This is a genomic window from Flavobacterium sp. PL11 (assembly GCF_035985025.1).
Taxonomy (GTDB): Bacteria; Bacteroidota; Bacteroidia; order Flavobacteriales; family Flavobacteriaceae; genus Flavobacterium.
Map to the genome: position 1 here is coordinate 85,141 of NZ_JAXCIA010000005.1, position 24,782 is coordinate 109,922.

Sequence of the window (24,782 nt, forward strand, 5' to 3'; positions counted from 1 at the left end):
AATTTAATATTTAATTTTACCGCTTCGAAAGTAAGAAACACACAACCTATTTATTATATAATGAAAACAGACGCTTTTGCATTAAGACACATTGGTCCAAGGGAAAATGATTTACAACACATGTTGAAAACAATTGGCGCAGATACTCTGAATCAATTGATTGATGAAACGATTCCAGGTGATATTCGACTACATGCTGATTTAAACTTAGAACCAGCAATGACTGAATATGAGTTTGCAAATCATATTCAAAAATTAGGGAATAAAAATAAAGTTTTTAAATCGTACATTGGTTTAGGTTACAATGCAGCTATTATCCCTGCTGTAATTCAACGAAATGTTTTTGAAAACCCAGGTTGGTATACTGCTTACACTCCTTACCAAGCTGAAATTGCGCAAGGTAGATTAGAAGCGATTTTAAATTTTCAAACCATGGTTATAGAATTAACCGGAATGGAAATCGCAAACGCATCTTTATTAGACGAGGGCACTGCTGCTGCAGAGGCAATGTCTCTTTTATTTGACGTAAGAACGCGCGATCAAAAGAAAAGTAATATCAACAAATTTTTTGTTTCAGAAGAAATATTACCGCAAACTTTATCAGTCCTGCAAACACGTTCTACTCCAATTGGGGTTGAGTTAGTAATTGGGAACCACGAAACATTTGATTTTTCATCAGAATTTTTCGGTGCAATTCTTCAATATCCTGGAAAATATGGACAAATTCACGATTACAAAGCGTTCATAACTAAAGCAAATGAAAATGAAATCAAAGTTGCAGTAGCAGCCGATATATTAAGTTTGGTAAAACTAACGCCTCCAGGAGAAATGGGTGCTGCAATTGTTCTGGGAACTACCCAGCGTTTTGGTATTCCGTTAGGTTATGGTGGTCCTCATGCTGCGTTTTTTGCTACTAAAGCTGAGTATAAGAGAAGCATGCCAGGAAGAATCATTGGTGTAACTATTGACACTGACGGCAACCGTGCACTTCGAATGGCACTACAAACTCGCGAGCAACATATAAAACGCGACAAGGCCACTTCAAATATTTGTACTGCGCAAGTTTTATTGTCGGTGATGGCAGGAATGTATTCTGTTTTTCATGGTCCAAAAGGGTTGCAATATATTGCTAATAAAGTACATTCTTCAGCGGCAACTTTATCAAATTCCTTAAAAACACTCGGGTTTGAGCAGACAAATACTGCTTTCTTCGATACAATTGTGATTAAGGCTGATGCTAAAAAAGTAAAAGCAATTGCAGAAGAAAATGAAATTAACTTCTATTATGTTGATGAGAATTCCGTTTCTATTTCTTTAAATGAAACAACAAGTATTGCTGATTTAAATACTATCATTTCAGTTTTTGCTTCCGCAAAATCAATACAAGCTACCGCCATTAACGCACTATCAGAAACAAATCACTTTCCAGAAAGCGTGCTTAGAACATCAACTTTTTTACAGCATGATGTTTTTAATAAATACCATTCAGAAACTGCTTTGATGCGATACATCAAAATGTTAGAACGTAAAGATTTAGCATTGAATCATTCTATGATTTCACTAGGTTCTTGTACGATGAAATTAAATGCAGCTTCAGAAATGCTACCTCTAAGCATGGGACAATGGAATAATATTCACCCTTTTGCACCTTTAGATCAAGCAGTGGGATATCAAGAAATGCTTACTAAACTTGAGCAACAGCTCAATGTTATTACAGGTTTCGCAGGAACAACTTTGCAACCTAACTCAGGAGCTCAAGGAGAATATGCAGGCTTGATGGTTATACGTGCTTACCACCATTCAAGAGGCGATCATCATAGAAATGTTGCATTAATACCGTCATCCGCTCACGGTACAAACCCAGCATCTGCAACTATGGCTGGAATGAAAGTGGTTGTGACTAAAACATTAGAAAACGGTAATATAGATGTAGATGATTTACGCGAAAAAGCGCTTTTACACAAAGATAATCTTTCTTGCTTGATGGTAACTTATCCATCAACTCATGGTGTTTTTGAAAGTGCCATTAGAGAAATCACACAATTAATTCACGATAACGGTGGTCAAGTATATATGGATGGTGCTAATATGAATGCACAAGTTGGCTTAACAAATCCTGCAACAATTGGTGCTGATGTATGTCATTTAAACTTACATAAAACATTTGCCATTCCTCATGGCGGTGGTGGACCAGGAGTAGGACCTATATGCGTCGCTCCACAATTAGTTCCATTTTTACCTACAAATCCATTGATACCTACAGGCGGAGAAAATGCAATTACTGCTATCTCTGCTGCACCTTGGGGTTCAGCCCTGGTTTGCTTAATTTCTTACGGTTATATTTGCATGCTTGGTGCCGAAGGATTAAAACAATCGACTGAATATGCAATCTTAAACGCAAATTATATTAAGGAGAAATTGAACGGTCATTATGACACTCTATATTCTGGAGAGATGGGTCGCGCGGCTCATGAAATGATTATAGAATGTCGTCCATTTAAAGAAAAAGGAATCGAAGTAACTGATATCGCAAAAAGATTAATGGATTATGGTTTTCACGCTCCAACAGTTTCTTTCCCTGTTGCTGGAACCATGATGATCGAACCAACAGAAAGCGAGAATCTTGAAGAACTAGATCGTTTTTGTGATGCCATGATTGCGATAAGAAAAGAAATAGAAACGGTAACGATTGAAAATCCAGATAATGTGCTGAAAAACGCACCACATACTTTAATGATGGTAACTAGTGATAATTGGGTTTTCCCTTACAGTCGTGAGGCAGCAGCATTTCCATTAGAATATATTGCTGAAAATAAATTTTGGCCTACAGTGCGAAGAGTAGATGAAGCGTATGGTGATAGAAACTTAAATTGTTCATGTGCACCTATTGAAGCTTATATTGAAAGCTAAGTGATTAGAAATCTAAAAAAAATGCCTCGATGATTCGAGGCATTTTTCATTTAAATAATAATAGATCTAGTATTTATAACCTAAACCTGTTTTTATAGCTTGTGTTCCACCAAATTGATTAGAACTTGATCCAACAGTGGTCTTGTCAGAAGTCATTAAAATAAAAGGACAACCAAGAGCAGCAGCAGCCCTTTTTAACTTTTTCTCCGCTTTTTTGTCTCCAGTATTACCAGTTTGTAAATTAATCATTCCTGTTTTCCCTCTTACTTCACCACCTTTTTTCAAACCAGCGATATACGATTTCTCTTCAAGAACTACTACTTTCTCCCAGTCAGCCTCGCTTGTAACTACAATTTTTTCAATAATTTCTTGAACTCTACCACTTTTACCATAAACAATTTTTTCAGTAGCGTATTTACCAATTGAATTTTCAGCATCTTCGCCATCATATTTAAAAACAACAGCGTACTCTATAACTCTCAATACTTTTCCATTAACAATCTCGCCATTATGTTTAGTAATAGCATCTGTTTGGGCAACTAGTAATGAAGATGTTAACATCATAAAAAGTAAAAAAATATTTTATTTTCATTATTTATAGGTTTAAGATTTTGTACTTACCAAAAATATTAAAAAACCTATTATATTGATAATTAAAATAAAATATTTATTATCATCAAAAATTATCTTTAACAATAGAAAATAATTATAATAAATACCTGAATACAAATTAGATAGTTTAGTCATTATTTGCTAACACATTTGATACCCTATATTTTGCGAAATTAATCCCATTACTATTATAGATAAAGTGAGATATTATCATTTTTTTAGCTGAGAATAATTTTTTTAATAATTATATGCACGCATAGTAATTAATGTAGTATTAATAATTTTTTTATGTTTAAATTAGCCTCAAATTTGGAAACTAACATAATGAAAATAAAGATAACTGGAATAGGAAGTTATATTCCTGAGAAAAAGATTAGCAATTCAGACTTTGGTGATCACGTATTTTTAAATGAAGATGGTACTGCTTTTGGCTATCCTAATGAAGTGGTTATTAATAAATTTAAAGGAATCACTGGGATTGAACATAGGCGTTATGCTGAAGACCAATTGAGTTCTTCTGATTTAGCTTTTTTCGCAGCTCAAAAAGCAATTGACAATGCAGCGATTGATCCAGAAACTATTGATTATATTATTTTTGCTCATAATTTTGGCGATGTAAAAAAAGGTGCTATTCAATCAGATATGTTACCAAGTTTAGCCACTAGAGTAAAGCATAAATTACAGATAAAAAATCCAAAATGTGTCGCTTACGATATCCTTTTTGGTTGCCCTGGTTGGATTGAAGGCGTTCTTCAAGCTAATGCCTTTATCAAATCTGGTATGGCTCAGCGTTGCTTAGTCATTGGATCCGAAACATTATCACGAGTAGTTGATGTACATGATAGAGATTCTATGATTTACTCCGATGGTGCTGGAGCGTCAATTTTAGAAGCATCTAATGATGATTCCGGACTGATATCGTATGAAAGTGGGACTTATGCAATGGATGAAGCTAACTATTTATTTTTTGGCAAATCTTATAACCCTGAATTAGATCCAGACACGCGATATATTAAAATGTACGGTCGAAAAATTTATGAATTTGCATTGACAACTGTTCCTGCAGCAATGAAAAGCTGTTTGGACAAAAGTGGACTAGAAATTGATGATGTTAAAAAAATCTTAATACATCAAGCCAATGAGAAGATGGATGAGGCCATTATTCAGCGTTTTTATAAATTATACAATAAATCAGTACCTCAAGACATAATGCCTATGAGTATTCATGAGCTTGGTAATAGCAGCGTTGCAACTGTACCTACACTATTTGATTTGCTTATTAGAGGTGAAATAAAAGATCAAAAAATCAATACAGGCGATATTCTTTTATTTGCTTCAGTTGGAGCTGGAATGAATGTCAACGCTTTTATTTACAGATATTAATTTTAACTGAAGCCAATCCAGCTGTTCATTGCAATTCCTCACTACAAAACTTGTTTTTCAAAGGAGCAATAAAGCTTCTTTTATTCGCTTTTTGCTCCTTGAAAAACTACATCTTGAGGATCCGAGACTTTCTCTCGATGTATCGGGACCATCAGAACTAAAAAACATAAATCAAAAACACTTTTATTAGTATATTTGCACCAAGAATATTGATGCAAATTAATTCTTGCGCAACCTTAACCTAGATAAAGAGCGACATTTTGCCTCGTTCCACGCAAAGATCATGTACGAAAAAACGTTTCCTAATAAAAGATTCAAACATACCTTAGAATTTCTAAATAAACACATCAGCACTACATCCACTATTTTAGATTTAGGCGTCGAAAATCCTTTTTCTTCGATCATGAAAGAACAAGGATTTGTAGTTACGAATACCACTGGCGAAGATTTAGATAACAATCAAACGATTTTTCAATCACAAAAAACAGATGTTGTCACCGCTTTTGAAATATTTGAACACTTGCTGAATCCTTATACCATTTTAAACGAAATCAAAGCGGAAAAACTTTTTATCTCGATTCCGTTACGCTTGTGGTTTTCGCCTGCTTACCGCAGCACAACTGATATGTGGGACAGACATTACCATGAATTTGAAGACTGGCAACTCGACTGGCTATTAGAAAAAACAGGTTGGAAAATCATAGATCGCCAAAAATGGACAAATCCTGTTAAGAAATTTGGTATTCGTCCTTTGTTGCGAAAATTCACGCCAAGGTATTATATTGTTTATGCTGAAAGAATAAAATAAGCTTTGGAAACTTTGTCAAAGTTCAAAATTTTGACAAGGCTGAAAAGTTAAACATAGCTTTGTCAAAGTTCAAAACTTTGACAAAGCTGAAAAGTCAAACATACAAATAATGAATTACTATATAGTTATTCCAGCTCATAATGAAGAGCAATTTATTGCACTGACACTGGAGTCTTTAATTTCGCAAACACTGTTGCCTAAAAAAATAGTGATTGTTAATGATAATTCTACCGATCAAACAGCGGATATTGTTTTGGCTTTTGCCAAAGATAATCCCTTTATAACTTTAGTTGATAAAAAATCAAGTGCTATTCATTTACCAGGAAGCAAAGTAATTCAAGCTTTTCAAACAGGATTTGAAACTTTGGATGAAAATTATGATGTGATTGTAAAAATTGATGCTGACTTAATATTCCCACTTGATTATTTCGAAAGTATTGATAAATATTTCAAATCAGATCCCACTATAGCCATGGTTGGTGGATTTTGCTACATAGAGAAAAATGGCAAATGGATTCTTGAAAATTTAACTGATAAAGACCATATTCGAGGAGCATTAAAAGCATATCGAAAAGAAGCTTTTAAACAAATTGGCGGGTTAAAACCTCAAATGGGTTGGGACACAGTTGACGAATTACTTTGTAAATTCTATGATTGGAAAGTTGTTACTGATTCCTCTTTGCATGTAAAACATCTTAAACCTACAGGTGCTAACTATAATAAAGTCTCCAGGTATAAACAAGGTGAAGCTTTTTACACTTTAGGTTATGGTATTTTAATTACTACCATAGCATCAGCTAAATTAGCATTGATGAAAAAAAGACCATTTCTTTTTTTAGATTATATGAGAGGGTTTTGGAAGGCAAAATCAGCAAAAACTCCGCTTATGGTTTCAGCAAAACAAGCCAAATTCATTCGAAGATATCGTTTAAAAAAAATGAAAGAGAAACTTTTCTAACTAAAAGCATTAAGTGTTCTCTCAAAACTCAGAACTAATTTTGTAATTTAGCCCATATTCAAAAAACTATGATGCTCATTCGTTATATAACTCAGATAGGAAGATATTTCCTTATGCTGAAAGAAATTTTCAATAAACAAACCAAATGGTCTGTAATGCGGAATCTGATATTTAAGGAAATTGATGACTTGATTATTGATTCGCTTGGAATTGTAGCATTTATATCTTTCTTTGTGGGAGGTGTGGTTGCAATTCAAACAGCATTAAACTTAACAAATCCTTTAATACCTAAATATCTAATAGGCTTTGCCACCAGACAATCAGTTATCTTAGAATTTGCCCCCACATTTATCTCTGTCATAATGGCCGGGAAAATGGGTTCCTTTATTACATCTAGTATTGGGACAATGCGGGTGACAGAACAAATTGATGCGCTGGAAGTTATGGGAGTAAATGCGTTGAACTATTTAGTTTTTCCAAAAATTATCGCTCTTTTATTATATCCTTTTCTTATTGGGATTGCTATGTTTTTAGGGATTTTAGGTGGATGGATGGCAGGAGTTTATGGTGGATTTATCTCAAGTGCCGAATTTATTAACGGAACTCAAATGGATTTTATTCCATTTCACATTGCTTACGCTTTTATAAAAACTTTAATTTTCGCGATGTTACTTGCCACTATCCCATCGTTTCATGGTTATTATATGAAAGGCGGCGCACTTGAAGTAGGAAAAGCGAGTACAGTAGCTTTTGTTTGGACATCAGTTTCGATAATTCTTTTTAATTATATATTAACACAATTGCTACTAGGATCATGATAGAAATAAAAAATATAGAGAAATCATTTGGTGGCAATAAAATTCTTAAAGGAATATCATCCATTTTTGAAACTGGAAAAACAAACTTGATTATTGGACAAAGTGGATCTGGAAAGACAGTTTTATTAAAAAGTTTGTTAGGAATTCACACCCCTGAATCGGGTCAAATATGTTTTGATGGCCGCGTTTATTCAGAGCTGCAACCTGATGAAAAGCGTGAACTTAGAACTGAAATTGGTATGGTTTTTCAAGGAAGCGCATTATTCGATTCGATGACAGTTGCTGAAAATGTAGCTTTCCCATTGCGTATGTTTACCAAAAATAATAAAGCAAAAATTAAAGAACGTGTTGATTTCGTTTTAGAAAGAGTAGACTTGACAGATGCTCATAATAAACTTCCCTCACAAATATCAGGTGGAATGCAAAAACGAGTAGCCATTGCAAGAGCTATTGTAAACAAACCAAAATATCTTTTTTGCGATGAACCAAACTCTGGTCTAGATCCCAATACTTCTATATTAATTGATAATCTTATCAAAAAAATTACTGAAGAGTATGATATTACAACGGTGATTAACACACATGATATGAACTCGGTTATGGAAATAGGCGATAATATTTTATTTTTAAAAGATGGATTAAAAGCTTGGCAGGGAACAAAAGAAGAGATTTTTAAAACTGACAATCAAGATATCATTGACTTTGTTTATTCTTCAAATTTATTTAAAAAAGTTAGAGAAGCTTATCTAAAAGAGTAACTAGCATGAACTATTCTAATTTGCATTTTAAATCTATAAAAGCAAAGTGATAGTCATTAAAAAAATTTAATTGCATTTGGTTTTTGTATTTTATACATAAGAAATTTTAATTTAATTATTGCAAAAACAATTTTTAATAACCAATGACTTTAACCTTAATCTCTGACACCCATTTTAAACATAATCAATTAAAACTGGCTGGTGGTGATATGCTAATTCACTCAGGTGATCTATGCGGTCATGGCACTGAGGGAGAAGTATTAGCTTTTTTAAGATGGTTTGAAGAACAACCTTATAAACACAAGATTTTTATAGCTGGTAATCACGATTGGTTTTTCGAGGGACATAGTAAATCCTTTATAGATAAAATAATTCCGCCAAGCATTCACTACTTAAATGATTCAGGTATTGAGATCGAAGGATTAAAAATTTGGGGTTCACCAATTCAACCTACATTTTATGATTGGGCTTTTAATAGAAAGCGAGGACCTGAAATAAACAAACATTGGAAATTAATCCCAAAAGACACTGATATTTTAATTACACATGGTCCACCGCTCGGTATATTGGATAAAACAGCGTCTGATTATAATGCTGGATGTGAAATATTGCTAAAAAAAGTGGATCAAATTAAACCAAAACTACATGTTTTTGGACACATCCACGAGGATTACGGAATGATTAAAAAAGGTAAAACTATTTTTGCTAATGCATCTTTATTAAATTTAAAATATCAAATGGTGAATGCTCCAATTATAATAGAAATATGAGATTGGGGTTAGAAATGTATTATTTTTATAGATACTAAAATCTATAATTTTATTTCCCATACACCTTGAAATCTATAGTTCTCAATATTTATAATAATAGTTTTTTAATACCTTTTATTTTATTGAACCTTTCAATTTACTCTATTTAGTAAAGTAAGCAGCAGCGAAATAAATAAATTATTACGACAATACTTTAAATAATAAAACTTTAAATTTACAATCAACTGCATCTAAAATACATTATAAATTAAGGTTTTAAGAAATGCACCTAAAAAATAATTTAATAATTAAGTCATATTAGTAACTCCTTTTTTAATGCTTCCAGCCTTCAAAAGGCTGGAAGCATTGCACGTACAAAGTAATTCAATATTAAATTCATTTTAATTATACCTATTATAAATGCTTCCAGGCTTAAAAAGGCTGGAAGCATTACAATTACAAAGTAATGTAATACTTGAGTACACTTTAATTATACCTATTATTAATCCTTCCAGCCTTCAAAAGGCTGTAAGGATCGCACTTAAAATTTTATCACAATTATTGCACTATCGTAATGACTTTAATAGATATAATAACGACAAGCCATAAAAAAACCGCCAATCTTATGAGAGGCGGTTTTTGTTTTATTCTATAACAGCATTTTCTTTTTTATCGTAAAAATGGTATTCTAAATACGTGTAAGCGTCACGAGGTATAATTTTCACCCACTTTTTATGTTCAAGAAACCATTTTGAACGTAATGATGGAAATCCTTTAGTAAGATATGCGGCCACAAATGGATGAACATTAAGCACAACTTCTTTATGGTTTTTTAATGCTCTTTCTAAATCAAAAGTGATTTTATCAATGATTTGAATTGGCGCTTCAATTTCGCCACTTTCATTGTTTGGATCTTCTTCTCTAGTTTTGATATTAACTTCAGGTCGTACTCTTTGTCTTGTAATTTGAACTAATCCAAATTTACTCGGAGGTAAGATCTTATGTTTTGCCTTATCATCGCTCATTTCTTCTTTTAAGAAATCGAACAAAACCTTACGGTTTTCGGGATTCGACATATCGATAAAATCAATTACAATGATTCCGCCCATGTCACGTAAACGCAATTGTCTAGCTATTTCAGCTGCAGCGATCATATTTACTTCCATTGCTGTATCTTCCTGGTTGGTGGCCTTATTAGAACGGTTTCCGCTATTTACGTCTATGACGTGTAATGCTTCAGTGTGTTCTATAATAAGGTATGCACCTTTACTCATGGATACTGTTTTCCCAAAAGAAGTTTTGATTTGTCTCTCTATGTTATATTTCTCAAAAATAGGTGTGTCTTTTGATTGATAAAACTTAACAATTGATTGTTTGGACGGTGCAATTTCTTGCAAATAATCCTTTGTTTGATTGTACAACTCTTCATCATCAATTTGAATACCGCTAAAGGTATCATTAAATACGTCTCTCAAAATGGAGGAAGCTCTATTGAGCTCTCCTAATACTTTAGACGGATGATGAGCAGTTGGTAATTTTTTACACATTGCAGTCCATCTGCTAAGCAGGTTCTGCAAATCTTTTTCTAATTCTACTGTACTTTTGCCTTCGGCTACTGTGCGAACAATAACACCAAATCCTTTTGGTTTGATGGATTGCACAAGACGTTTCAAACGATCCTTTTCTTTTTTGTCTTCTATTTTTTGCGAAATAGAAACTCTATCAGAAAACGGAACCAAAACTATAAATCTACCAGCCAGAGACAGCTCAGCGCTAATTCTTGGCCCTTTGGTCGATATAGGTTCTTTGACAACTTGTACTAAAACAGATTGATTGGAACTCAATACATCAGTAATGGTACCATCTTTGTCTATTTCTTTTTCAAACTGAAAGGTTTTTAGGGAGAAATCTTTTAATTTACCTGCGCTTACAAGTTTTATGAATTTCAATTGGGAAGTTAAATTAGGACCTAAATCGTGATAATGTAAAAAAGCATCTTTTTCAAATCCTACATTTACAAAAGCCGCGTTAAGTCCGGCAACTGGTTTCCTGATTTTGGCAATAAAAATATCGCCAACCTGGAAATTGCTTTTTTCTTCTTCTTTGTGCAATTCAATTAGTTTTCCATCTTTTAATAAGGCAAAATCTACTGCTTCAGAACTAGATCTAATGATTAATTCTTTATTCATTTGTAAATTTTTATCCGAACTTTTTGGCTTCTGACTTTTAGCTTTTGGCTTTTGGCAAAGATAACAATGCTAATTGCTGGCGGCTAATGGCTCATGGCTAATTGTAAGGATGGATTAAACAATAATTTAACAGGTATTGTACCCGGGGAGATTTTAAATTTATGAAATTTGATTCTTGATTTCAGCTTTATGAAATCTGCAATCTTAAATCGTTGATCAACATTCTTCAATCTCAATTTCAATGAACTTTTAAAAAGAAAAAAGTAGTTTAAAACTACTTTTTCTTTTTGTGACGGTTAGCTCTCGCTCTTTTTTTACGTTTGTGCGTTGCTACCTTATGTCTCTTTCTTTTCTTACCACTTGGCATATCTTGTCGATTTTATGATTAATTAATATATTATTTTGCTTCGTTATTTGTTTTTACTCCTTCTACAAAAACTTTTGCAGGTTTAAATGCAGGTATGTTGTGAGCAGGAATCTTTATTGTGGTATTTTTTGAGATGTTTCTACCTGTTTTTTCAGCTCTAGTTTTTACAATAAAACTTCCAAAACCTCTTAAATATACATTGTCGCCAGTCTCTAATGAATTCTTAACCTCATTCATAAAAGTCTCTACAGTCGCCTGAACATCCCCTTTTTCAAGACCTAATTTCTCTGAAATTTTTGCTACGATATCTGCTTTCGTCATTTTCTTCCCTATTATATTATGTTGTACTATTTTTTTGAGGTTGCAAATATAGGAATTTAAAAAACAATTATTCAAGCTAATTCATTAAATTTTAATCACATAAACTTTTACTTTTGTAGTCTAATATTTAATGATGGATTTTTCTAACTTACTGATAAAATGGTACTTACAAAATAAGCGAGATTTGCCTTGGAGAAACACCTCTGATCCCTACCCTATTTGGCTTTCAGAAATCATGTTACAACAAACACGAGTAGCGCAAGGAACACCTTATTTTTTATCTTTTACAACCGCTTTTCCAACCGTTTTTGATTTGGCGAAAGCCAATGAAGAGCAAGTGCTAAAATTATGGCAAGGTTTGGGATATTATTCTCGTGCTCGAAATTTGCATAAAACCGCTCAATATGTCGCAACTGAATTAAAAGGAATATTTCCTGATAATTATAATGACTTACTTAAACTAAAAGGAATTGGTGATTACACCGCTGCCGCAATCGCTTCTTTCTCCTATAATGAAGCAGTTCCTGTGGTAGATGGAAATGTATTTCGGGTTTTATCACGTTATTTTGATATTGAAACCGATATTGCTCAGACTTCCGCAAAAAAAGAATTTTCTGCTTTAGCTTTTGAATTAATGCCAAAAGATAATCCAGCTATTTTTAATCAGGCGATAATGGAGTTTGGTGCTTTACAATGTGTTCCTAGAAGTCCAAATTGTACCGTTTGCGTTTTTAATGAAAGTTGTGCCGCTTTACAAAAGAAGAAAGTAGAAAGATTACCTATTAAATCTAAAAAACTAAAAGTGCGTAACCGCTACTTTAATTATATAGTAGCAAATGATGAAAATGAAAACACACTAATTCAAAAACGTACTGCAAAAGGAATCTGGCAGAATCTATACGAATTTCCATTATTAGAAACAAAAAAAGAAGAAAATTTTGATTTTGTTTCTGAACAAATACAAAATGAATATTTTAAAGACAATAGGATCGAAAGCATATTAGAAACAAACGATAAGGGCATTATCCATAAATTATCCCATCAACATTTACATATTAAATTTTGGAAAGTAGCAGTAAATGGAATAATTGAAAACGGAGTTGATCAAGAAACATTAAAAACTTTTCCTTTCCCTATTGTGATTCATAACTACATAGAAAAGGAATTAAATTAAATATTTCCAAAAAACTGTACCTTTGATAAAATACTTAAAATTATAATGAACGGAACACTAAATAAAGTTATGCTAATCGGTTTTCTAGGCGACAATATCAAAATGCATTATTTTGACGGTGGCAATTGTATAGGAAGGTTCCAGTTAGCTACCAATGAAATTTATATCAACAAAACGACCAATGAAAAAATCACTTCTACGGAGTGGCATAATTTAGTTGTACGCAATAAAGCAGCTGAGATTTGTGAAAAATACTTGACTAAAGGAGATAAAATATACGTCGAAGGCAGAATTAAATCGCGACAATGGCAAGCGGAAGATGGTAGTACTAAGTACACAAGCGAAATTCAAGTTACCGAATTTACTTTTCTTACCACAAAAAAGGAGAGTGATAACAACAAACAATTTCCTGCAGCTGATATTACAAAAAACACTAATTTTGAACCAGAAAAAAATGTCTTGCCTATAAACGACTTGCCATTTTAATTGTTTAACTAATTTTTATCAATTTGGACCCAGAGCCCAGTTTGCTTTTTACCTATGCTTTTGACACCAATCTAGCATTTGGAATTTTAGGAATAGTAACATTACTATTTTGCTCCGCCTTAATTTCAGGTGCTGGAGTTGCTTTGTTTTCGTTGTCACAAAAAGACATTGAAGATATCACTACTACGAACAATTCAAAAGGCAAACTCATAATTAAACTTTTAGAAAAGCCTAAAAAGCTATTGGCTACTTTAATGGTTGCCAATAATTTTATCAATATTACAATAATATTATTTTTCTCTTTTATTGGTGAAAATATTTTTGCAACAATAGACATACCGTTACTAAAATTTGTTGTAGAAATAATTGTAATTACGTTTCTGATTTTGCTTTTTGGTGAAGTAGTGCCAAAAGTATATGCCAGTCGAAATAATAGTAATTTCTCTAAAGCGGTGATTTATCCTATTGCGTTTTTAAATAAAGCACTTTCACCAATCAGCTCTCCTATGAGAGCAATTACGATTTACTTACATGACAAATTTGGAAAACAAAAAACAAATTTTTCCGTTGACCAATTGTCGCAAGCATTAGAGCTTACGGCTTCAGATGAAACTTCCACTGAAGAACAAAAAATCTTAGAGGGAATTGTGAGTTTTGGAAATACAGATACACGACAAGTAATGAGCCCCAGAATTGATATTTTTGCCTTAGAAATATCAGAATCATTTATTTCTATTTGCCCTAAAATAATTGATAACGGATATTCTAGAATCCCAGTTTATAAAGATAATATTGATCAAATTGAAGGTGTGTTATATGTAAAAGATCTATTACCACATATTAATACCACTGAATTTAATTGGACTTCTTTACTGAGAGAACCATTTTTTGTTCCTGAAAATAAAAAATTAGACAACTTATTAAAAGATTTTCAAAGCATGAAAAGTCATCTTGCTATAGTGGTAGATGAATATGGTGGTACTTCAGGTTTAGTATCACTAGAAGATGTTATAGAGGAAATCGTCGGTGATATCAGCGATGAGTTTGACGATGAAAATAGCAGTTTCTCTCAAATTGATGAGAAAAACTTTGTATTTGAAGGTAAAATAAATTTAAAAGATTTTTATCGAATAATTGAAGTGGATGAAGAATTATTTGAAGATAAAAAAGGTGAGGCAGAAACATTAGCCGGTTTTATATTAGAAATTTTAGGTAATTTTCCAAAAAAGAACCAGAAAATTGTATTAGGAAATTGTGTTTTTATTATTGAAACGGTAGATCAAAAAAGGATTAAACAAATTAAAGTAACAATTGATTAAGTAGAAATGATAAAAAAAACGCTCTCTCTTTCGATCATAGTTATACTTATAACCACATCATGGGGCTGTAAAGATGACGTATTACCAAAACCATCTAGTTATTTGAGACTTGATTACCCAGAGGCTAAATATGCCAATTTTGATAATGAATGTTCATACGCTTTTGAAATGAACTCAGATGCTATTGTCAAAAAAGGAAAAGATTGCGATCTTACTATTACTTACCCAAAAATGAAGGCAACCATTTATTTAACTTACAAACCTGTCAATAAAAATATAGACAAACTTTTACGTGATGCACAAAAACTAACTTACGAGCACGTAATTAAGGCAGATGATATTCTTGAGCAACCATACCTTAATCCAAATAAAAAAGTTTATGGAATGTTCTATCAAGTAGAGGGAAATGCAGCAACAAATGCACAATTTTATGTTACTGATAGCACAAAACACTTTGTAACTGGATCTGTATATTTCTATGCTAAGCCTAATTATGACTCTATAATGCCAGCGGCTAGTTATATAAAAAACGATATGCAGCGTCTTATGGAAACCTTAAAATGGAAATAATAACACATAAAAAAAGCATTCGCGACAAACGAATGCTTTTTTTTATCAATTATCACAATTTTAGATCTTCATATCTTTTACTGTATAGGTCTTACCATCGGCTGAAGCTTCCACAACTTTGGTTAATTTTTGTGAATCTTGAACGGTTTTGTCAAAAGTTACAGTGGCTAATTTAGTATCAAAATCAACTTTGGCTTCTTGAACACCATCTAAGGCTGTTAAATCTTCTTGTATTGTTTTTGCACAACCTATTGCACAAGTCATTCCTTCGACAGCAAATGTGGCCGTTTGAAGATTAGCAGTAGCTATTTCTTTATTAATTTTTGGAGCCACAACTTCTGTTGATTCTACATTTTCATTAGAAACTGAGTTGCTTGCTTTGTCTTTACATCCTATAAATAAGATACTTGCAAGTGCTAGAGTCAGTATTGATTTTTTGAAATTCATAATATAATTTTTTAAGGTTTATAATCGATCTTTTTAACTGCAAAAATAATCAAAAAAAGAAGGTGTAATTCATAAAATAATTACAATTTTGTCAAAATCTTTATTATGGAATCAAAGCAATTAAAATGGTTATATCTAAGTATACTTGCCTTAGTTTGGGGCAGTTCATTCATTTTAATAAAAAAGGGTTTAGTTGGTTTGAGTGCTTTTCAAGTTGGATCATTACGAATTATTTTTGCTGCCGTTTTTCTTTTAATAATCGGTTTTAAAACACTGTCGAAAATTCCAACTCAGAAATGGAAATATATAGCCATAACGTCATTATTTGGAACCTTTATTCCAGCCTATTTATTTGCTATTGCACAAACAGAGATTGACAGCTCAATCAGTTCAATTTTAAACTCACTTACTCCTTTGAATACATTAATTTTAGGCGCCTTAGTTTTTAGTTTAAAGTTTAAGAGAAATCAAATTATAGGAATTCTAATTGGTTTACTGGGTAGTGCTTTACTAATATTGAATGGGGCAATGAACCATCCTGAACAAAATTATTACTATGCTATTTTAGTAATTATTGCCTCTATATGCTATGCTATCAATGTAAATTTAATCAAGAAATATCTATCTGATTTAAGTCCTTTGAGTATTACTACAGGTAATTTCATGGTTTTATTTACACCAGCGCTTTTGGTTCTTTTTTTTTCAGGCTTTTTTGAAGTTATATATGAAATTAAGGTTCAGCATTCTTTACTTTTTATCATAATTCTTGGCGTTGTAGGCACTGGAATTGCTAATATTCTGTTTTTTAAATTAATCCAGATGTCGTCGCCTGTTTTTGCAACATCAGTCACATACTTAATTCCAGTAGTTGCTTTTAGTTGGGGAATTTTTGATAATGAAATGCTAACTCCTGTTCAGTTTTTTGGAGCATTTATTATTTTAATTGGCGTGTATTTATCGGCTAGAAAGTAGTAATTAGTGACTGGTGAAACGTGAATCGCGAGTCGTGAGTCGTGAAACGTGAAACGTGAAACGTGAATCGCGAGTCGTGAGTCGTGAAACGTGAATCGCGAGTCGTGAATCGCGAGTCGTGAAACGTGAAACGTGAATTGTGACTGCTGATTGGTTAGCTGTGATTGGTGATTGGTGACGCGTGATGGGTGATTGGTGACGCGTAATTGGTGATGGGTAGCAAATACTTATTGAAAAGTGTTTATAAATTAGTAATTAGAGTTCAATAGATAGTGTGATAATCTGCATTACTTTTAGTTTTATAAAATCAGCGAGAAGTAACAAAGGCTACCTAAATTAGATAGCCTTTGTTACTTAATAAGATTTTATTATTATTTAAAATCGGCGTCTGAAACACCTTCATTGATTTTAATCTCGGACATTTTGATATCTAGTTCAAAACCAACATTCTGGATAATGTTAAAAGGAACTTTAACTCCTTTTACTTCCTTATAATCTCCGTAATTAGTTGTTTGAGTAATGCTTTGACCGCCTTGCTCGATAACTTTTGACTCTGCTAATTTCAATCCAGAAGTTACATCATAGAAATAAGTTGTTTTTCCGTTTTTAACAGCATAGGCATCTTTTCCATTGATAGACTCTATATTTTCTAAAGTCAAATCTTGTTTATTAGAAAGAGAAAGTTCTTCGAATGGGGTTGCAGCTGCCTTCATATCAGTAAGCGCTGTTCCTTCTACGTTTTGACGTTGTCCTTGTTGCATAACATAAGCCACTTTATCATTTACTACTTGTTTCATTAAACTCATAGTTCCCATTGCTAGTTCAACCATAAGCTTGCCTTTAACATCTATTTTGGAAGTAAAACTCAATGGCGATGGTGCTTGAGGAATAGTGGTAGATCCAGTCATTGCAATTGTTTTAACAGCCTTGGCTGCTTTTTCTCCACCTATGGCCTTGATATAATTATCAATAACAGTCTTAGCGGTTACTCCTGCAGGAACTGGCTTTTTAAATTCTGGTTTATCAATAGAATTACCATATTTATCAAAATAAGACACTGGCAAATTTAATTTTTCTAATCCTGTTGCTACATCTGAAGCTTTGCCAACAATTATAATTCTGCTGTTGTCCGCTAAGAAATATTTGTTAGCTACTCTTAAAACATCGTCAGCAGTTACTGCGCTTATGTTTTTTATATAATTTTGAAAGAAATCAGCAGGCAAACCTTGAGTTTGAATACGTAATGCATAACCCGCTATAGTTTGTGGTTTTTCAATTTGCATCACAAATCTTCCTATATAACCTGCTTTTACGCTTGCTAACATATCATCAGATACTTTTTCAGTTCTAATTTTTTTGAATTCTTTCATGATCTCTACGACTGTACTATCTGTAACTGCGTTACGAACTTGTGTTGAAGCGCTAAAATTTGAAACACGTTTATCTCCACCAATCGCTGTTCTTGCACCGTAAGTCCATCCATGAACTTCACGTAAGTTCATATTTATGTAGCTATTGAAATCTCCTCCCAAAATTTGATTTGCAATTAACACCGCAAAATAATCAGGATCAGTCATCTTTAGGTTAGAAATGTTTCCAACATATACTTCAGATTGAACTGCATTTGGCATGTCAATAAAATTAATTTGAGTGGTTGTAACATCTTTTGGATCCTCGTAAGAAATAGTAGGTGCAGTTCCTTTTTTCCATGCACCAAAATATTTTTCTACCATTTTTTTAGTTTCCTTGAATTTCACATCACCTATAATAATTAGATAAGCGTTGCTTGGAACAAAATACGTATTGTAATTAGTTTTTACATCCTCAAGTGTCACATTCTTAACAGTAGTTTCACTAACAAACTCACCTGATGGATGATTTTTACCAAAAGTTAAAAAATTCACCAGTCGAGCTGCAACTGCTGACACACTTTTTTCATTGGCTTTCAAGCCTTCAATAAGTTTGCTTTTTTCTTTATCAAATTCGTCTTGAGTAAAATTTGGGTTTAAGGCTCCATCGGCCATTAATTCTAACACTCTACCCGAATATTTTGATAATGCATTAGCTGAAGCACCATTGGAGCTGAAATTAATATTTGCTCCTAGAAAATCTACTTCTTCATTAAAAGCATTTTTAGCTATTTTGGTTGTTCCGCTACCCATTAATGTACTGGTCATGGTTGAAACGCCCTTTTTATCACCTTCCGCATACGGATCATTGTCTAATGTCAAACTAAAAGTAACTCTTGGTAACTTATGATTTTCAACGACCATTACTTTTAATCCATTTTTCAATTCAAAGGTTAATGGCTTACCTATTTTTACTACTGGAGCTACTCCTGGCTTTGGTTGAGGTATGATTTGTCCTTGCATAATAATTGTAAAGAACACGCTTGATAAAATTAATATTGATTTTTTCATAGGGATATATCTTAGTTTTGAGCTTTATCTTTAGATGGAATATAATCCAAAATCAATCGTTGATTAGGATTCAAATATTTCTTAGCTACATCTCTAATTTCTTCGCGAGTAATTGATTGATAAATTTCAATTTCAGTATTAATTAGATTTATATCACCATATAATAAGTGATAAGTAGCCAGATTATCAGCAATACCATCAATTGTTGAATTACTATTTACATATTGATTTTCAAATTTATTTTGAAGTTTTTGTAAATCTTTTTCGGAAATCAATTCTGTTTGTAGATTTACAACTTCAGCGTCAATTTCTTTAAGAATGTCCTCTGTAGTGTTAGGCGCTTGTGGCAAACCATAGATAATATAACTACCGTAATCTTCTTGACTATTACTAAAAGCACCTATTTGTAATGCCATTTTTTTATCGTCAACAATCTTCTTGTATAATCTTGAGCTTTTTCCATCCGTTAAAATGGATGAAATCATATCTAAAACCCGTGCATCTCTAGTTTTCATAGAAGGTGTTCTGTAAGCAGCTACAATTGCAGGTATTTGAATATTAGCATCTTCGAATTGCGCTTTGATTGTTGTAGTAATTGGATCTTCAACAAAGGATTCTCTCTTAATAGCGGCTCCTTTTTTTATTGGTCCAAAATATTTCTGAATCCATTCTTTAGCTTGTTCTTTTTTAAAATCACCGGCTACAACTAAAACAGCATTATTTGGCACATAAAACTTTTTGTTAAAAGCTTGAAACTCCTCTAAAGTAGCAGCATCTAAATGACTCATAGAACCAATTGTAGCCCATCTATAAGGGTGTTTTTTAAAAATATTCTTCTTTACTTCAGCTAAAAAGTTTCCGTAAGGTTGGTTGTCAACACGTAGTCTTTTCTCCTCCTTGACCACTTCGTTTTGCGTATCAACACCAATTTGGTTAATAATAGGATGCAACATTCTTTCTGCTTCCATCCATAATCCTAACTCAAGATTATTAGAAGGAAACACTTCATAATAATAAGTTCGGTCATCAGTAGTATTAGCGTTATTTACCCCACCATTACTAGTTACAATTTTAAACCATTCACCACGTTTAATATTTTCAGTTCCTTCAAATAATAAATGTTCAAAGAAATGGGCAAAACCTGTTCGTTCAGGATTTTCATCCTTAGCGCCTACATGATACATTACCGATGTAATCACTGTGGGAGCTGATGAATCATTGTGTAGGATTACATGTAGTCCATTATCTAATTTGTATTCCTCAAATGCCACTTTTTGAGCAGAGGCAACTCCTCCTAACATAATCAATGCACTTAAAGCCATTAAAGATTTTTTCATAAGGTTAATAATTTAGTTGATATAAATGTAAGTAGTTTATTCCTTATTATTGTTACAAAAATGGACTAACTAAAAGTAAAACTTTATCAGATTTCCTATCTATTGTTATTCTTTTCTTGCTTTAGATTTATGTAAACACAATACCTACTATTTTTTTTATAACAAATTGCAATTTAAATATATAATTGTATATTTGCAACCTTAAAAATTATTAAAACAATTCAGTATGTATGCAATCGTAGAGATAGCAGGGCAACAATTCAAAGTAAGCAAAGACTTAAAGGTTTATGTTAACCGTTTGACTAATGAAGAAGGTTCAAAAGTTTCTTTTGACAAAGTTCTTTTATTAGATAACAATGGGACTATCACTTTAGGCGCCCCAGCTATAGAAGGTGCTTCAGTAGAAGCTAAAGTGTTACAACACTTAAAAGGAGATAAAGTTATCGTTTTCAAAAAGAAAAGAAGAAAAGGATACAAAAAAAGAAACGGTCATAGACAATATCTTACTCAAATTGTAATTGAAGGTATTACAGGTCTTGGATCTAATGATACAACTGCACAAGAAGTTGAAGCCCCTAAGAAGAAGGTAGCTAAAGCAAAAAAAGAAGATACTCAAGAATAATAACAAAATAAAACTAATACGTCATGGCTCACAAGAAAGGTGTCGGTAGTTCGAAGAATGGTAGAGAATCAGAATCAAAACGTTTAGGTGTTAAGATTTTTGGTGGTCAAGCTGCTATTGCTGGAAACATCATCGTAAGACAAAGAGGTTCAAAACACAATCCAGGTGAAAACGTTTACATCAGTAAAGATCACACGCTACACGCAAGAGTAGATGGAGTTGTTAAGTTCCAAAAGAAAAGAGATAACAAATCTTATGTTTCTATACTTCCATTCGAAGTTCAGGCATAATCAAACTGTTTTCAACATAAAAAAACCTTTAGAGAAATCTAAAGGTTTTTTTTGTGAAAGATCTAAATGCGATAGCTGCATAAATTTAAAAATAGAATCTATCATAAACATTTAAAACTTATTAATTCAAATTATCAAGAGAAGCTATTATAAATTGAAACTTTTAGGAACGTTATTTGCTGACTTTTTTTATGAAAATTTCATATAGTATGAAATGTAGAAGGATAATAATTTAAACCTTCAAGATAAAACCTTATTAAAACCTTAAAATCTAACTTATGAAAAAACTTCTACCTATTATTTTTATCTTCTCATCTATTTCATTATTAGCTCAAAACAAAAATTTTGTTATCGATCAAGGATTTATTACTTGGCGATTTATTTATAGTGATAAGCAAAGTGTTTTAGGCCTTAAAAATAGTTTAAGGTTAGATTTTAAAACAGATTCAACTGGTATTATTAAAAGGACAAATTTCAATAATCGAAAATTAGCAAAATTAGAAGCGGAATTCAAAATTGAAGTCAAAGAGGATAAATACCGAGTATCCGTTTATAATATAAAATTTATTGGAGAACCAACAGTTATAAATAAAGACAGTTTATTACTTCAAGTTGTTAATGAATATACGATCGAGCAGAAATTATTATCAAGAAAAGGACTGATAAAGGGTTCATCATTTGGGTACAATTTAACTGAAATCCTAAACCCTCATTTTATTGAGTTATTCACAATGAATAAAGAACCAAAAAACGATTGGTAACAGTATAAAAAAAACGTTAAAAGCTTAAAAGCCTTTAACGTTTTAAAGTGACCGCGACAGGGCTTAAACCCGTGTATTTTGACAAACCAATAAAACTCTTAAAGTACTGCAAACAAAAGGATTTACATAAAATAAGATTTATAGTAATTCGCCAAAATTCATTAAAATACACTTTTGGTTGCACGGATGTTGCACGGATTATATAATAGCTGTATATTTGATTGTTCAAATTTTACAACTTATGGCAACTATAAAGTATATACTTCGTGCAAAAAATGAAAATTCAAATATTTTTGTTCGTTATTCTATAGACAGAAATACACGTTTAATTCAAAAAACGGGTTTTGTAATAGACTTTAAATACTGGAGCGAACCCAAAGCACAGCCAATCCAAAAGAACGATGAACTTAAAGCGTTAAAATCTAAACTTGACAAATTATCCGTGTCACTTGAAACCGCCTACAATAATTCAGTTAACAAAGGCGAAGATTTTACGGGCGAATGGTTGCAACTTCAAATTGATATTTTTAATAATAAAACGCCCGTTATAGAATTAGATATTTTAACTACCTATATTCAAAAGTACATTGACGACGCACCTTATAAACAAAACCAAAAAAAAGAAACGGGATTAAGCTCGGGACGTGTTCAAAATATCAAATTATTTAAAAACACAATTTTACGCTATGAAGATCAAAACCTAAAAGGTAAAAGCATTATCATAAAAGATATTAATTTGCAGTTTGTTGAAAAATTCAAACTTTGGTTATTCGATCAAAAATATTCAGTGAATTATGTAGGTAAAAATATCAATAACCTAAAAACTATTTGTTTTGATGCTTCAAAAAATGATATTGAAACCTCGACACAATTAAAAAACATCAAAAGCATATCAGAGAAAAAAGCAGCTGAACAAATTATAACCTTATCGGAACAGGAACAGGATAAAATTAAAGATGCTATACTATTACGTACAGCATTAGTAAACGCTCGCAAATGGTTGTTATTAGGTTGTTTAATTGGACAACGTGGAGGCGATTTGCTGAACATTACAGCCAATAATATAAAAGACATTAACGGCATTAAAATAATTGAATTAAAGCAACAGAAAACGGGTAAATTAGTTGCTATTCCTTTATTACCTGATGCACTTGAAATTGTTGAAAGTGGTTTACCTTATAAAATTTCATTAGTGAAGTTTAATGAATACCTAAAAGATATTTGTAAAATTGCTGAACTAAATGAACCAACAACAGCCAAAGTAAAAGTAACAAGCCGAAATCCTCTACAAATGGAAACTAAAGCGAAGTATAATTTCATTTCTAGCCACGTTTGCAGACGTTCCTTTGCCACAAATTTCTACGGACGTATTCCAACACCCGTTTTGATGAATATAACGGCTCACGGAACAGAAAAAGTATTTTTAGCTTATATTGGTAAAACTACATACGATAACGCTTATCAAATGCTAGAATATTTTAGTAAATTAGCACCGAAGCCAAAGACGGCACAATTAGAAGTAATCCACAACACAGGCACGAATGAATAAAAATAACATAGTACTTAAAACTATAAAAGAAGTTCATTTTTTCAAACACCACTTATTGTCGGCAATTGTATTAAATGACTATAAAAAAACATTTTTACTTTTATCGCAAAAACGCATCCTAGACATCGAACTATTAAAAAACTATTTGATTGAAAATAAATTAAATGATTTTGCGAAAAAAGAGATTGATAACCTGATAAATAAAATAGATGCTTGTTTAGATTTAGAAAAAAGTTATAGAAAATTACCTATTGAAGATTGTAATTATAAATATGAGTACGAGGGCAAAGGGTGTGTTTCTGGCAACGGCGGAATTAAATTTATATTAGTAGTCAAAGGGAGTTTTTTAAAATCAGACAATAAAACTTTTGACGAAAAAGAACCAAACTTTAAATATATAAACGCTTTTAATATTGGATTATTGGTTTTAAGATTAAGAGACATAAAAAGTTTGTTTGAAATAGACATTAAGCAACCCGAGCTTGAAGCAATGGAACCCATAAGAAAAGATTTAAGAGATACCAAAGCCACAGAATCGGCAATTTCAGAACCTCAACAGCCGAACCGAAACAATAATAAGTTTGACCCGAACCATTTTAACCAAAAAGGCTATGATTTATTTTTGTATTTAGTAGAAAATTACGAAAAAAAAGGCAAAATTAAATTTATCAATATCTTTGAATTTATGAAAAAATCAATTGATAAAAAGAAATACGCTTTTAAATTTACTCAAGAAAAATACACCGCTTTTATATTCTTAAACTATAAAATTGAAATCAAAAAATATGCAGTTGCAGACGGTTATGAATACGATGAAATACCTTTTTTAAATTCACACGAACAGCAGTTTGACGGTCGATAATTCAAATTAGTACATTATACCTGAATTATACCTAAATTATACCTATTACAACCCTTTTTTGCCACCCTAATCATTTTTGAATATTGGACTTCACTTTAAA

The 24,782-nt window shown here is 32.1% G+C and carries 23 protein-coding genes; 17 read left to right on the top strand and 6 right to left on the bottom strand.

Features of this window, described 5'->3' with window-relative positions; all coding sequences use genetic code 11:
* Window positions 1-60: 60 nt before the first annotated feature.
* Window positions 61-2,910: an aminomethyl-transferring glycine dehydrogenase gene (gene gcvP, locus RCH18_RS04200; RefSeq protein ID WP_326935567.1), complete on the top strand. Its 2,850-nt coding sequence runs from the start codon at window positions 61-63 to the stop codon at window positions 2,908-2,910.
* A gap of 66 nt (window positions 2,911-2,976) precedes the next feature.
* Here gcvP and RCH18_RS04205 read toward each other — a convergent pair whose 3' ends face one another.
* Complete coding sequence (locus tag RCH18_RS04205; RefSeq protein ID WP_326935501.1) at window positions 2,977-3,474, bottom strand: hypothetical protein; 498 nt, start codon at window positions 3,472-3,474, stop codon at window positions 2,977-2,979.
* Window positions 3,475-3,846: 372 nt separating this feature from the next.
* Between RCH18_RS04205 and RCH18_RS04210 the strand changes: the two genes are divergently transcribed.
* From RCH18_RS04210 to RCH18_RS04235, 6 genes are all read left to right on the top strand, one after another.
* Window positions 3,847-4,905: a 3-oxoacyl-ACP synthase III family protein gene (locus RCH18_RS04210; protein WP_326935502.1), complete on the top strand. Its 1,059-nt coding sequence runs from the start codon at window positions 3,847-3,849 to the stop codon at window positions 4,903-4,905.
* A 283-nt stretch (window positions 4,906-5,188) separates the two neighbouring features.
* Entirely contained in the window at window positions 5,189-5,713 is a 525-nt protein-coding gene (locus tag RCH18_RS04215) for a methyltransferase domain-containing protein (protein ID WP_326935503.1), read from the top strand.
* A 109-nt stretch (window positions 5,714-5,822) separates the two neighbouring features.
* Window positions 5,823-6,671, top strand: coding sequence for a glycosyltransferase (locus RCH18_RS04220; RefSeq protein ID WP_326935504.1), 849 nt, complete (start codon window positions 5,823-5,825; stop codon window positions 6,669-6,671).
* A gap of 68 nt (window positions 6,672-6,739) precedes the next feature.
* Window positions 6,740-7,489, top strand: coding sequence for an MlaE family ABC transporter permease (locus RCH18_RS04225; RefSeq protein WP_326935505.1), 750 nt, complete (start codon window positions 6,740-6,742; stop codon window positions 7,487-7,489).
* A complete protein-coding gene (locus tag RCH18_RS04230; protein WP_326935506.1) occupies window positions 7,486-8,247 on the top strand; it encodes an ABC transporter ATP-binding protein in 762 nt (253 codons plus the stop codon). The genes RCH18_RS04225 and RCH18_RS04230 overlap by 4 nt, the downstream gene beginning before the upstream one ends.
* A 143-nt stretch (window positions 8,248-8,390) precedes the next feature.
* Window positions 8,391-9,017 carry a metallophosphoesterase family protein gene (locus RCH18_RS04235; protein WP_326935507.1) on the top strand — a complete coding sequence of 209 codons (627 nt, stop codon included), beginning with the start codon at window positions 8,391-8,393 and terminating at the stop codon, window positions 9,015-9,017.
* Window positions 9,018-9,640: 623 nt separating this feature from the next.
* Here the strand turns inward: RCH18_RS04235 and RCH18_RS04240 are convergent.
* Window positions 9,641-11,185, bottom strand: a complete 1,545-nt coding sequence (locus RCH18_RS04240) for a ribonuclease E/G (RefSeq protein ID WP_326935508.1) — start codon at window positions 11,183-11,185, stop codon at window positions 9,641-9,643.
* 397 nt (window positions 11,186-11,582) lie between these two features.
* Window positions 11,583-11,903, bottom strand: coding sequence for an HU family DNA-binding protein (locus RCH18_RS04245; RefSeq protein ID WP_262706551.1), 321 nt, complete (start codon window positions 11,901-11,903; stop codon window positions 11,583-11,585).
* Between the two features lie 103 nt (window positions 11,904-12,006).
* Here RCH18_RS04245 and mutY point away from each other — a divergent pair, with 103 nt between their 5' ends.
* Genes mutY through gldD form a run of 4 tightly spaced genes read left to right on the top strand, consistent with a single transcriptional unit; the run spans window position 12,007 to window position 15,422 of the window.
* Window positions 12,007-13,047 carry an A/G-specific adenine glycosylase gene (gene mutY, locus RCH18_RS04250; protein ID WP_326935568.1) on the top strand — a complete coding sequence of 347 codons (1,041 nt, stop codon included), beginning with the start codon at window positions 12,007-12,009 and terminating at the stop codon, window positions 13,045-13,047.
* A gap of 45 nt (window positions 13,048-13,092) precedes the next feature.
* Window positions 13,093-13,533 (top strand): single-stranded DNA-binding protein, encoded by a 441-nt coding sequence (locus RCH18_RS04255; RefSeq protein WP_326935509.1) that lies wholly within the window; start codon window positions 13,093-13,095, stop codon window positions 13,531-13,533.
* A gap of 23 nt (window positions 13,534-13,556) precedes the next feature.
* Entirely contained in the window at window positions 13,557-14,852 is a 1,296-nt protein-coding gene (locus tag RCH18_RS04260; protein ID WP_326935510.1) for a gliding motility-associated protein GldE, read from the top strand.
* A 6-nt stretch (window positions 14,853-14,858) separates the two neighbouring features.
* Window positions 14,859-15,422, top strand: coding sequence for a gliding motility lipoprotein GldD (gene gldD, locus RCH18_RS04265; protein WP_326935511.1), 564 nt, complete (start codon window positions 14,859-14,861; stop codon window positions 15,420-15,422).
* Between the two features lie 60 nt (window positions 15,423-15,482).
* Here gldD and RCH18_RS04270 read toward each other — a convergent pair whose 3' ends face one another.
* Complete coding sequence (locus RCH18_RS04270; protein ID WP_326935512.1) at window positions 15,483-15,869, bottom strand: heavy-metal-associated domain-containing protein; 387 nt, start codon at window positions 15,867-15,869, stop codon at window positions 15,483-15,485.
* 105 nt (window positions 15,870-15,974) lie between these two features.
* Between RCH18_RS04270 and RCH18_RS04275 the strand changes: the two genes are divergently transcribed.
* The gene (locus RCH18_RS04275) at window positions 15,975-16,841 is read left to right on the top strand and encodes a DMT family transporter (protein ID WP_326935513.1); all 867 of its coding nucleotides are present in this window, start codon (window positions 15,975-15,977) and stop codon (window positions 16,839-16,841) included.
* Window positions 16,842-17,212: 371 nt separating this feature from the next.
* Here the strand turns inward: RCH18_RS04275 and RCH18_RS04280 are convergent, their stop codons facing one another.
* Together RCH18_RS04280 and RCH18_RS04285 are read right to left on the bottom strand one after the other, a co-directional pair.
* On the bottom strand, window positions 17,213-19,261 hold the full coding sequence (locus RCH18_RS04280) for an insulinase family protein (RefSeq protein ID WP_326935514.1): 2,049 nt from the start codon (window positions 19,259-19,261) through the stop codon (window positions 17,213-17,215).
* 11 nt (window positions 19,262-19,272) lie between these two features.
* Window positions 19,273-20,598, bottom strand: coding sequence for a M16 family metallopeptidase (locus RCH18_RS04285; RefSeq protein WP_326935515.1), 1,326 nt, complete (start codon window positions 20,596-20,598; stop codon window positions 19,273-19,275).
* A 226-nt stretch (window positions 20,599-20,824) separates the two neighbouring features.
* Here RCH18_RS04285 and rplU point away from each other — a divergent pair, with 226 nt between their 5' ends.
* The 5 genes from rplU (at window position 20,825) to RCH18_RS04310 (ending at window position 24,682) form a co-directional block, all read left to right on the top strand.
* Window positions 20,825-21,220: a 50S ribosomal protein L21 gene (gene rplU / locus RCH18_RS04290; protein WP_326935516.1), complete on the top strand. Its 396-nt coding sequence runs from the start codon at window positions 20,825-20,827 to the stop codon at window positions 21,218-21,220.
* A gap of 23 nt (window positions 21,221-21,243) precedes the next feature.
* Window positions 21,244-21,510, top strand: a complete 267-nt coding sequence (gene rpmA / locus RCH18_RS04295) for a 50S ribosomal protein L27 (RefSeq protein ID WP_072990347.1) — start codon at window positions 21,244-21,246, stop codon at window positions 21,508-21,510.
* A 278-nt stretch (window positions 21,511-21,788) separates the two neighbouring features.
* Entirely contained in the window at window positions 21,789-22,271 is a 483-nt protein-coding gene (locus RCH18_RS04300; protein WP_326935517.1) for a hypothetical protein, read from the top strand.
* A 241-nt stretch (window positions 22,272-22,512) separates the two neighbouring features.
* Window positions 22,513-23,820 carry a phage integrase SAM-like domain-containing protein gene (locus RCH18_RS04305; protein WP_326935518.1) on the top strand — a complete coding sequence of 436 codons (1,308 nt, stop codon included), beginning with the start codon at window positions 22,513-22,515 and terminating at the stop codon, window positions 23,818-23,820.
* Window positions 23,813-24,682, top strand: a complete 870-nt coding sequence (locus RCH18_RS04310; RefSeq protein ID WP_326935519.1) for a hypothetical protein — start codon at window positions 23,813-23,815, stop codon at window positions 24,680-24,682. Before RCH18_RS04305 ends, RCH18_RS04310 begins: the two co-directional genes overlap by 8 nt.
* Window positions 24,683-24,782 lie beyond the last annotated feature (100 nt).

Coding starts and splice junctions, on each gene's coding strand:
- RCH18_RS04215 (WP_326935503.1), top strand. CDS start 5,189: ATGTACGAAAAAACGTTTCCTAATAAAAGATTCAAACATACCTTAGAA.
- RCH18_RS04270 (WP_326935512.1), bottom strand. CDS start 15,869: ATGAATTTCAAAAAATCAATACTGACTCTAGCACTTGCAAGTATCTTA.
- RCH18_RS04285 (WP_326935515.1), bottom strand. CDS start 20,598: ATGAAAAAATCTTTAATGGCTTTAAGTGCATTGATTATGTTAGGAGGA.
- RCH18_RS04310 (WP_326935519.1), top strand. CDS start 23,813: ATGAATAAAAATAACATAGTACTTAAAACTATAAAAGAAGTTCATTTT.
- gldD (WP_326935511.1), top strand. CDS start 14,859: ATGATAAAAAAAACGCTCTCTCTTTCGATCATAGTTATACTTATAACC.
- RCH18_RS04235 (WP_326935507.1), top strand. CDS start 8,391: ATGACTTTAACCTTAATCTCTGACACCCATTTTAAACATAATCAATTA.
- RCH18_RS04280 (WP_326935514.1), bottom strand. CDS start 19,261: ATGAAAAAATCAATATTAATTTTATCAAGCGTGTTCTTTACAATTATT.
- RCH18_RS04300 (WP_326935517.1), top strand. CDS start 21,789: ATGAAAAAACTTCTACCTATTATTTTTATCTTCTCATCTATTTCATTA.
- RCH18_RS04230 (WP_326935506.1), top strand. CDS start 7,486: ATGATAGAAATAAAAAATATAGAGAAATCATTTGGTGGCAATAAAATT.
- RCH18_RS04240 (WP_326935508.1), bottom strand. CDS start 11,185: ATGAATAAAGAATTAATCATTAGATCTAGTTCTGAAGCAGTAGATTTT.
- RCH18_RS04275 (WP_326935513.1), top strand. CDS start 15,975: ATGGAATCAAAGCAATTAAAATGGTTATATCTAAGTATACTTGCCTTA.
- gcvP (WP_326935567.1), top strand. CDS start 61: ATGAAAACAGACGCTTTTGCATTAAGACACATTGGTCCAAGGGAAAAT.
- rpmA (WP_072990347.1), top strand. CDS start 21,244: ATGGCTCACAAGAAAGGTGTCGGTAGTTCGAAGAATGGTAGAGAATCA.
- RCH18_RS04205 (WP_326935501.1), bottom strand. CDS start 3,474: ATGATGTTAACATCTTCATTACTAGTTGCCCAAACAGATGCTATTACT.
- RCH18_RS04305 (WP_326935518.1), top strand. CDS start 22,513: ATGGCAACTATAAAGTATATACTTCGTGCAAAAAATGAAAATTCAAAT.
- RCH18_RS04255 (WP_326935509.1), top strand. CDS start 13,093: ATGAACGGAACACTAAATAAAGTTATGCTAATCGGTTTTCTAGGCGAC.
- mutY (WP_326935568.1), top strand. CDS start 12,007: ATGGATTTTTCTAACTTACTGATAAAATGGTACTTACAAAATAAGCGA.
- RCH18_RS04210 (WP_326935502.1), top strand. CDS start 3,847: ATGAAAATAAAGATAACTGGAATAGGAAGTTATATTCCTGAGAAAAAG.
- RCH18_RS04220 (WP_326935504.1), top strand. CDS start 5,823: ATGAATTACTATATAGTTATTCCAGCTCATAATGAAGAGCAATTTATT.
- rplU (WP_326935516.1), top strand. CDS start 20,825: ATGTATGCAATCGTAGAGATAGCAGGGCAACAATTCAAAGTAAGCAAA.
- RCH18_RS04225 (WP_326935505.1), top strand. CDS start 6,740: ATGATGCTCATTCGTTATATAACTCAGATAGGAAGATATTTCCTTATG.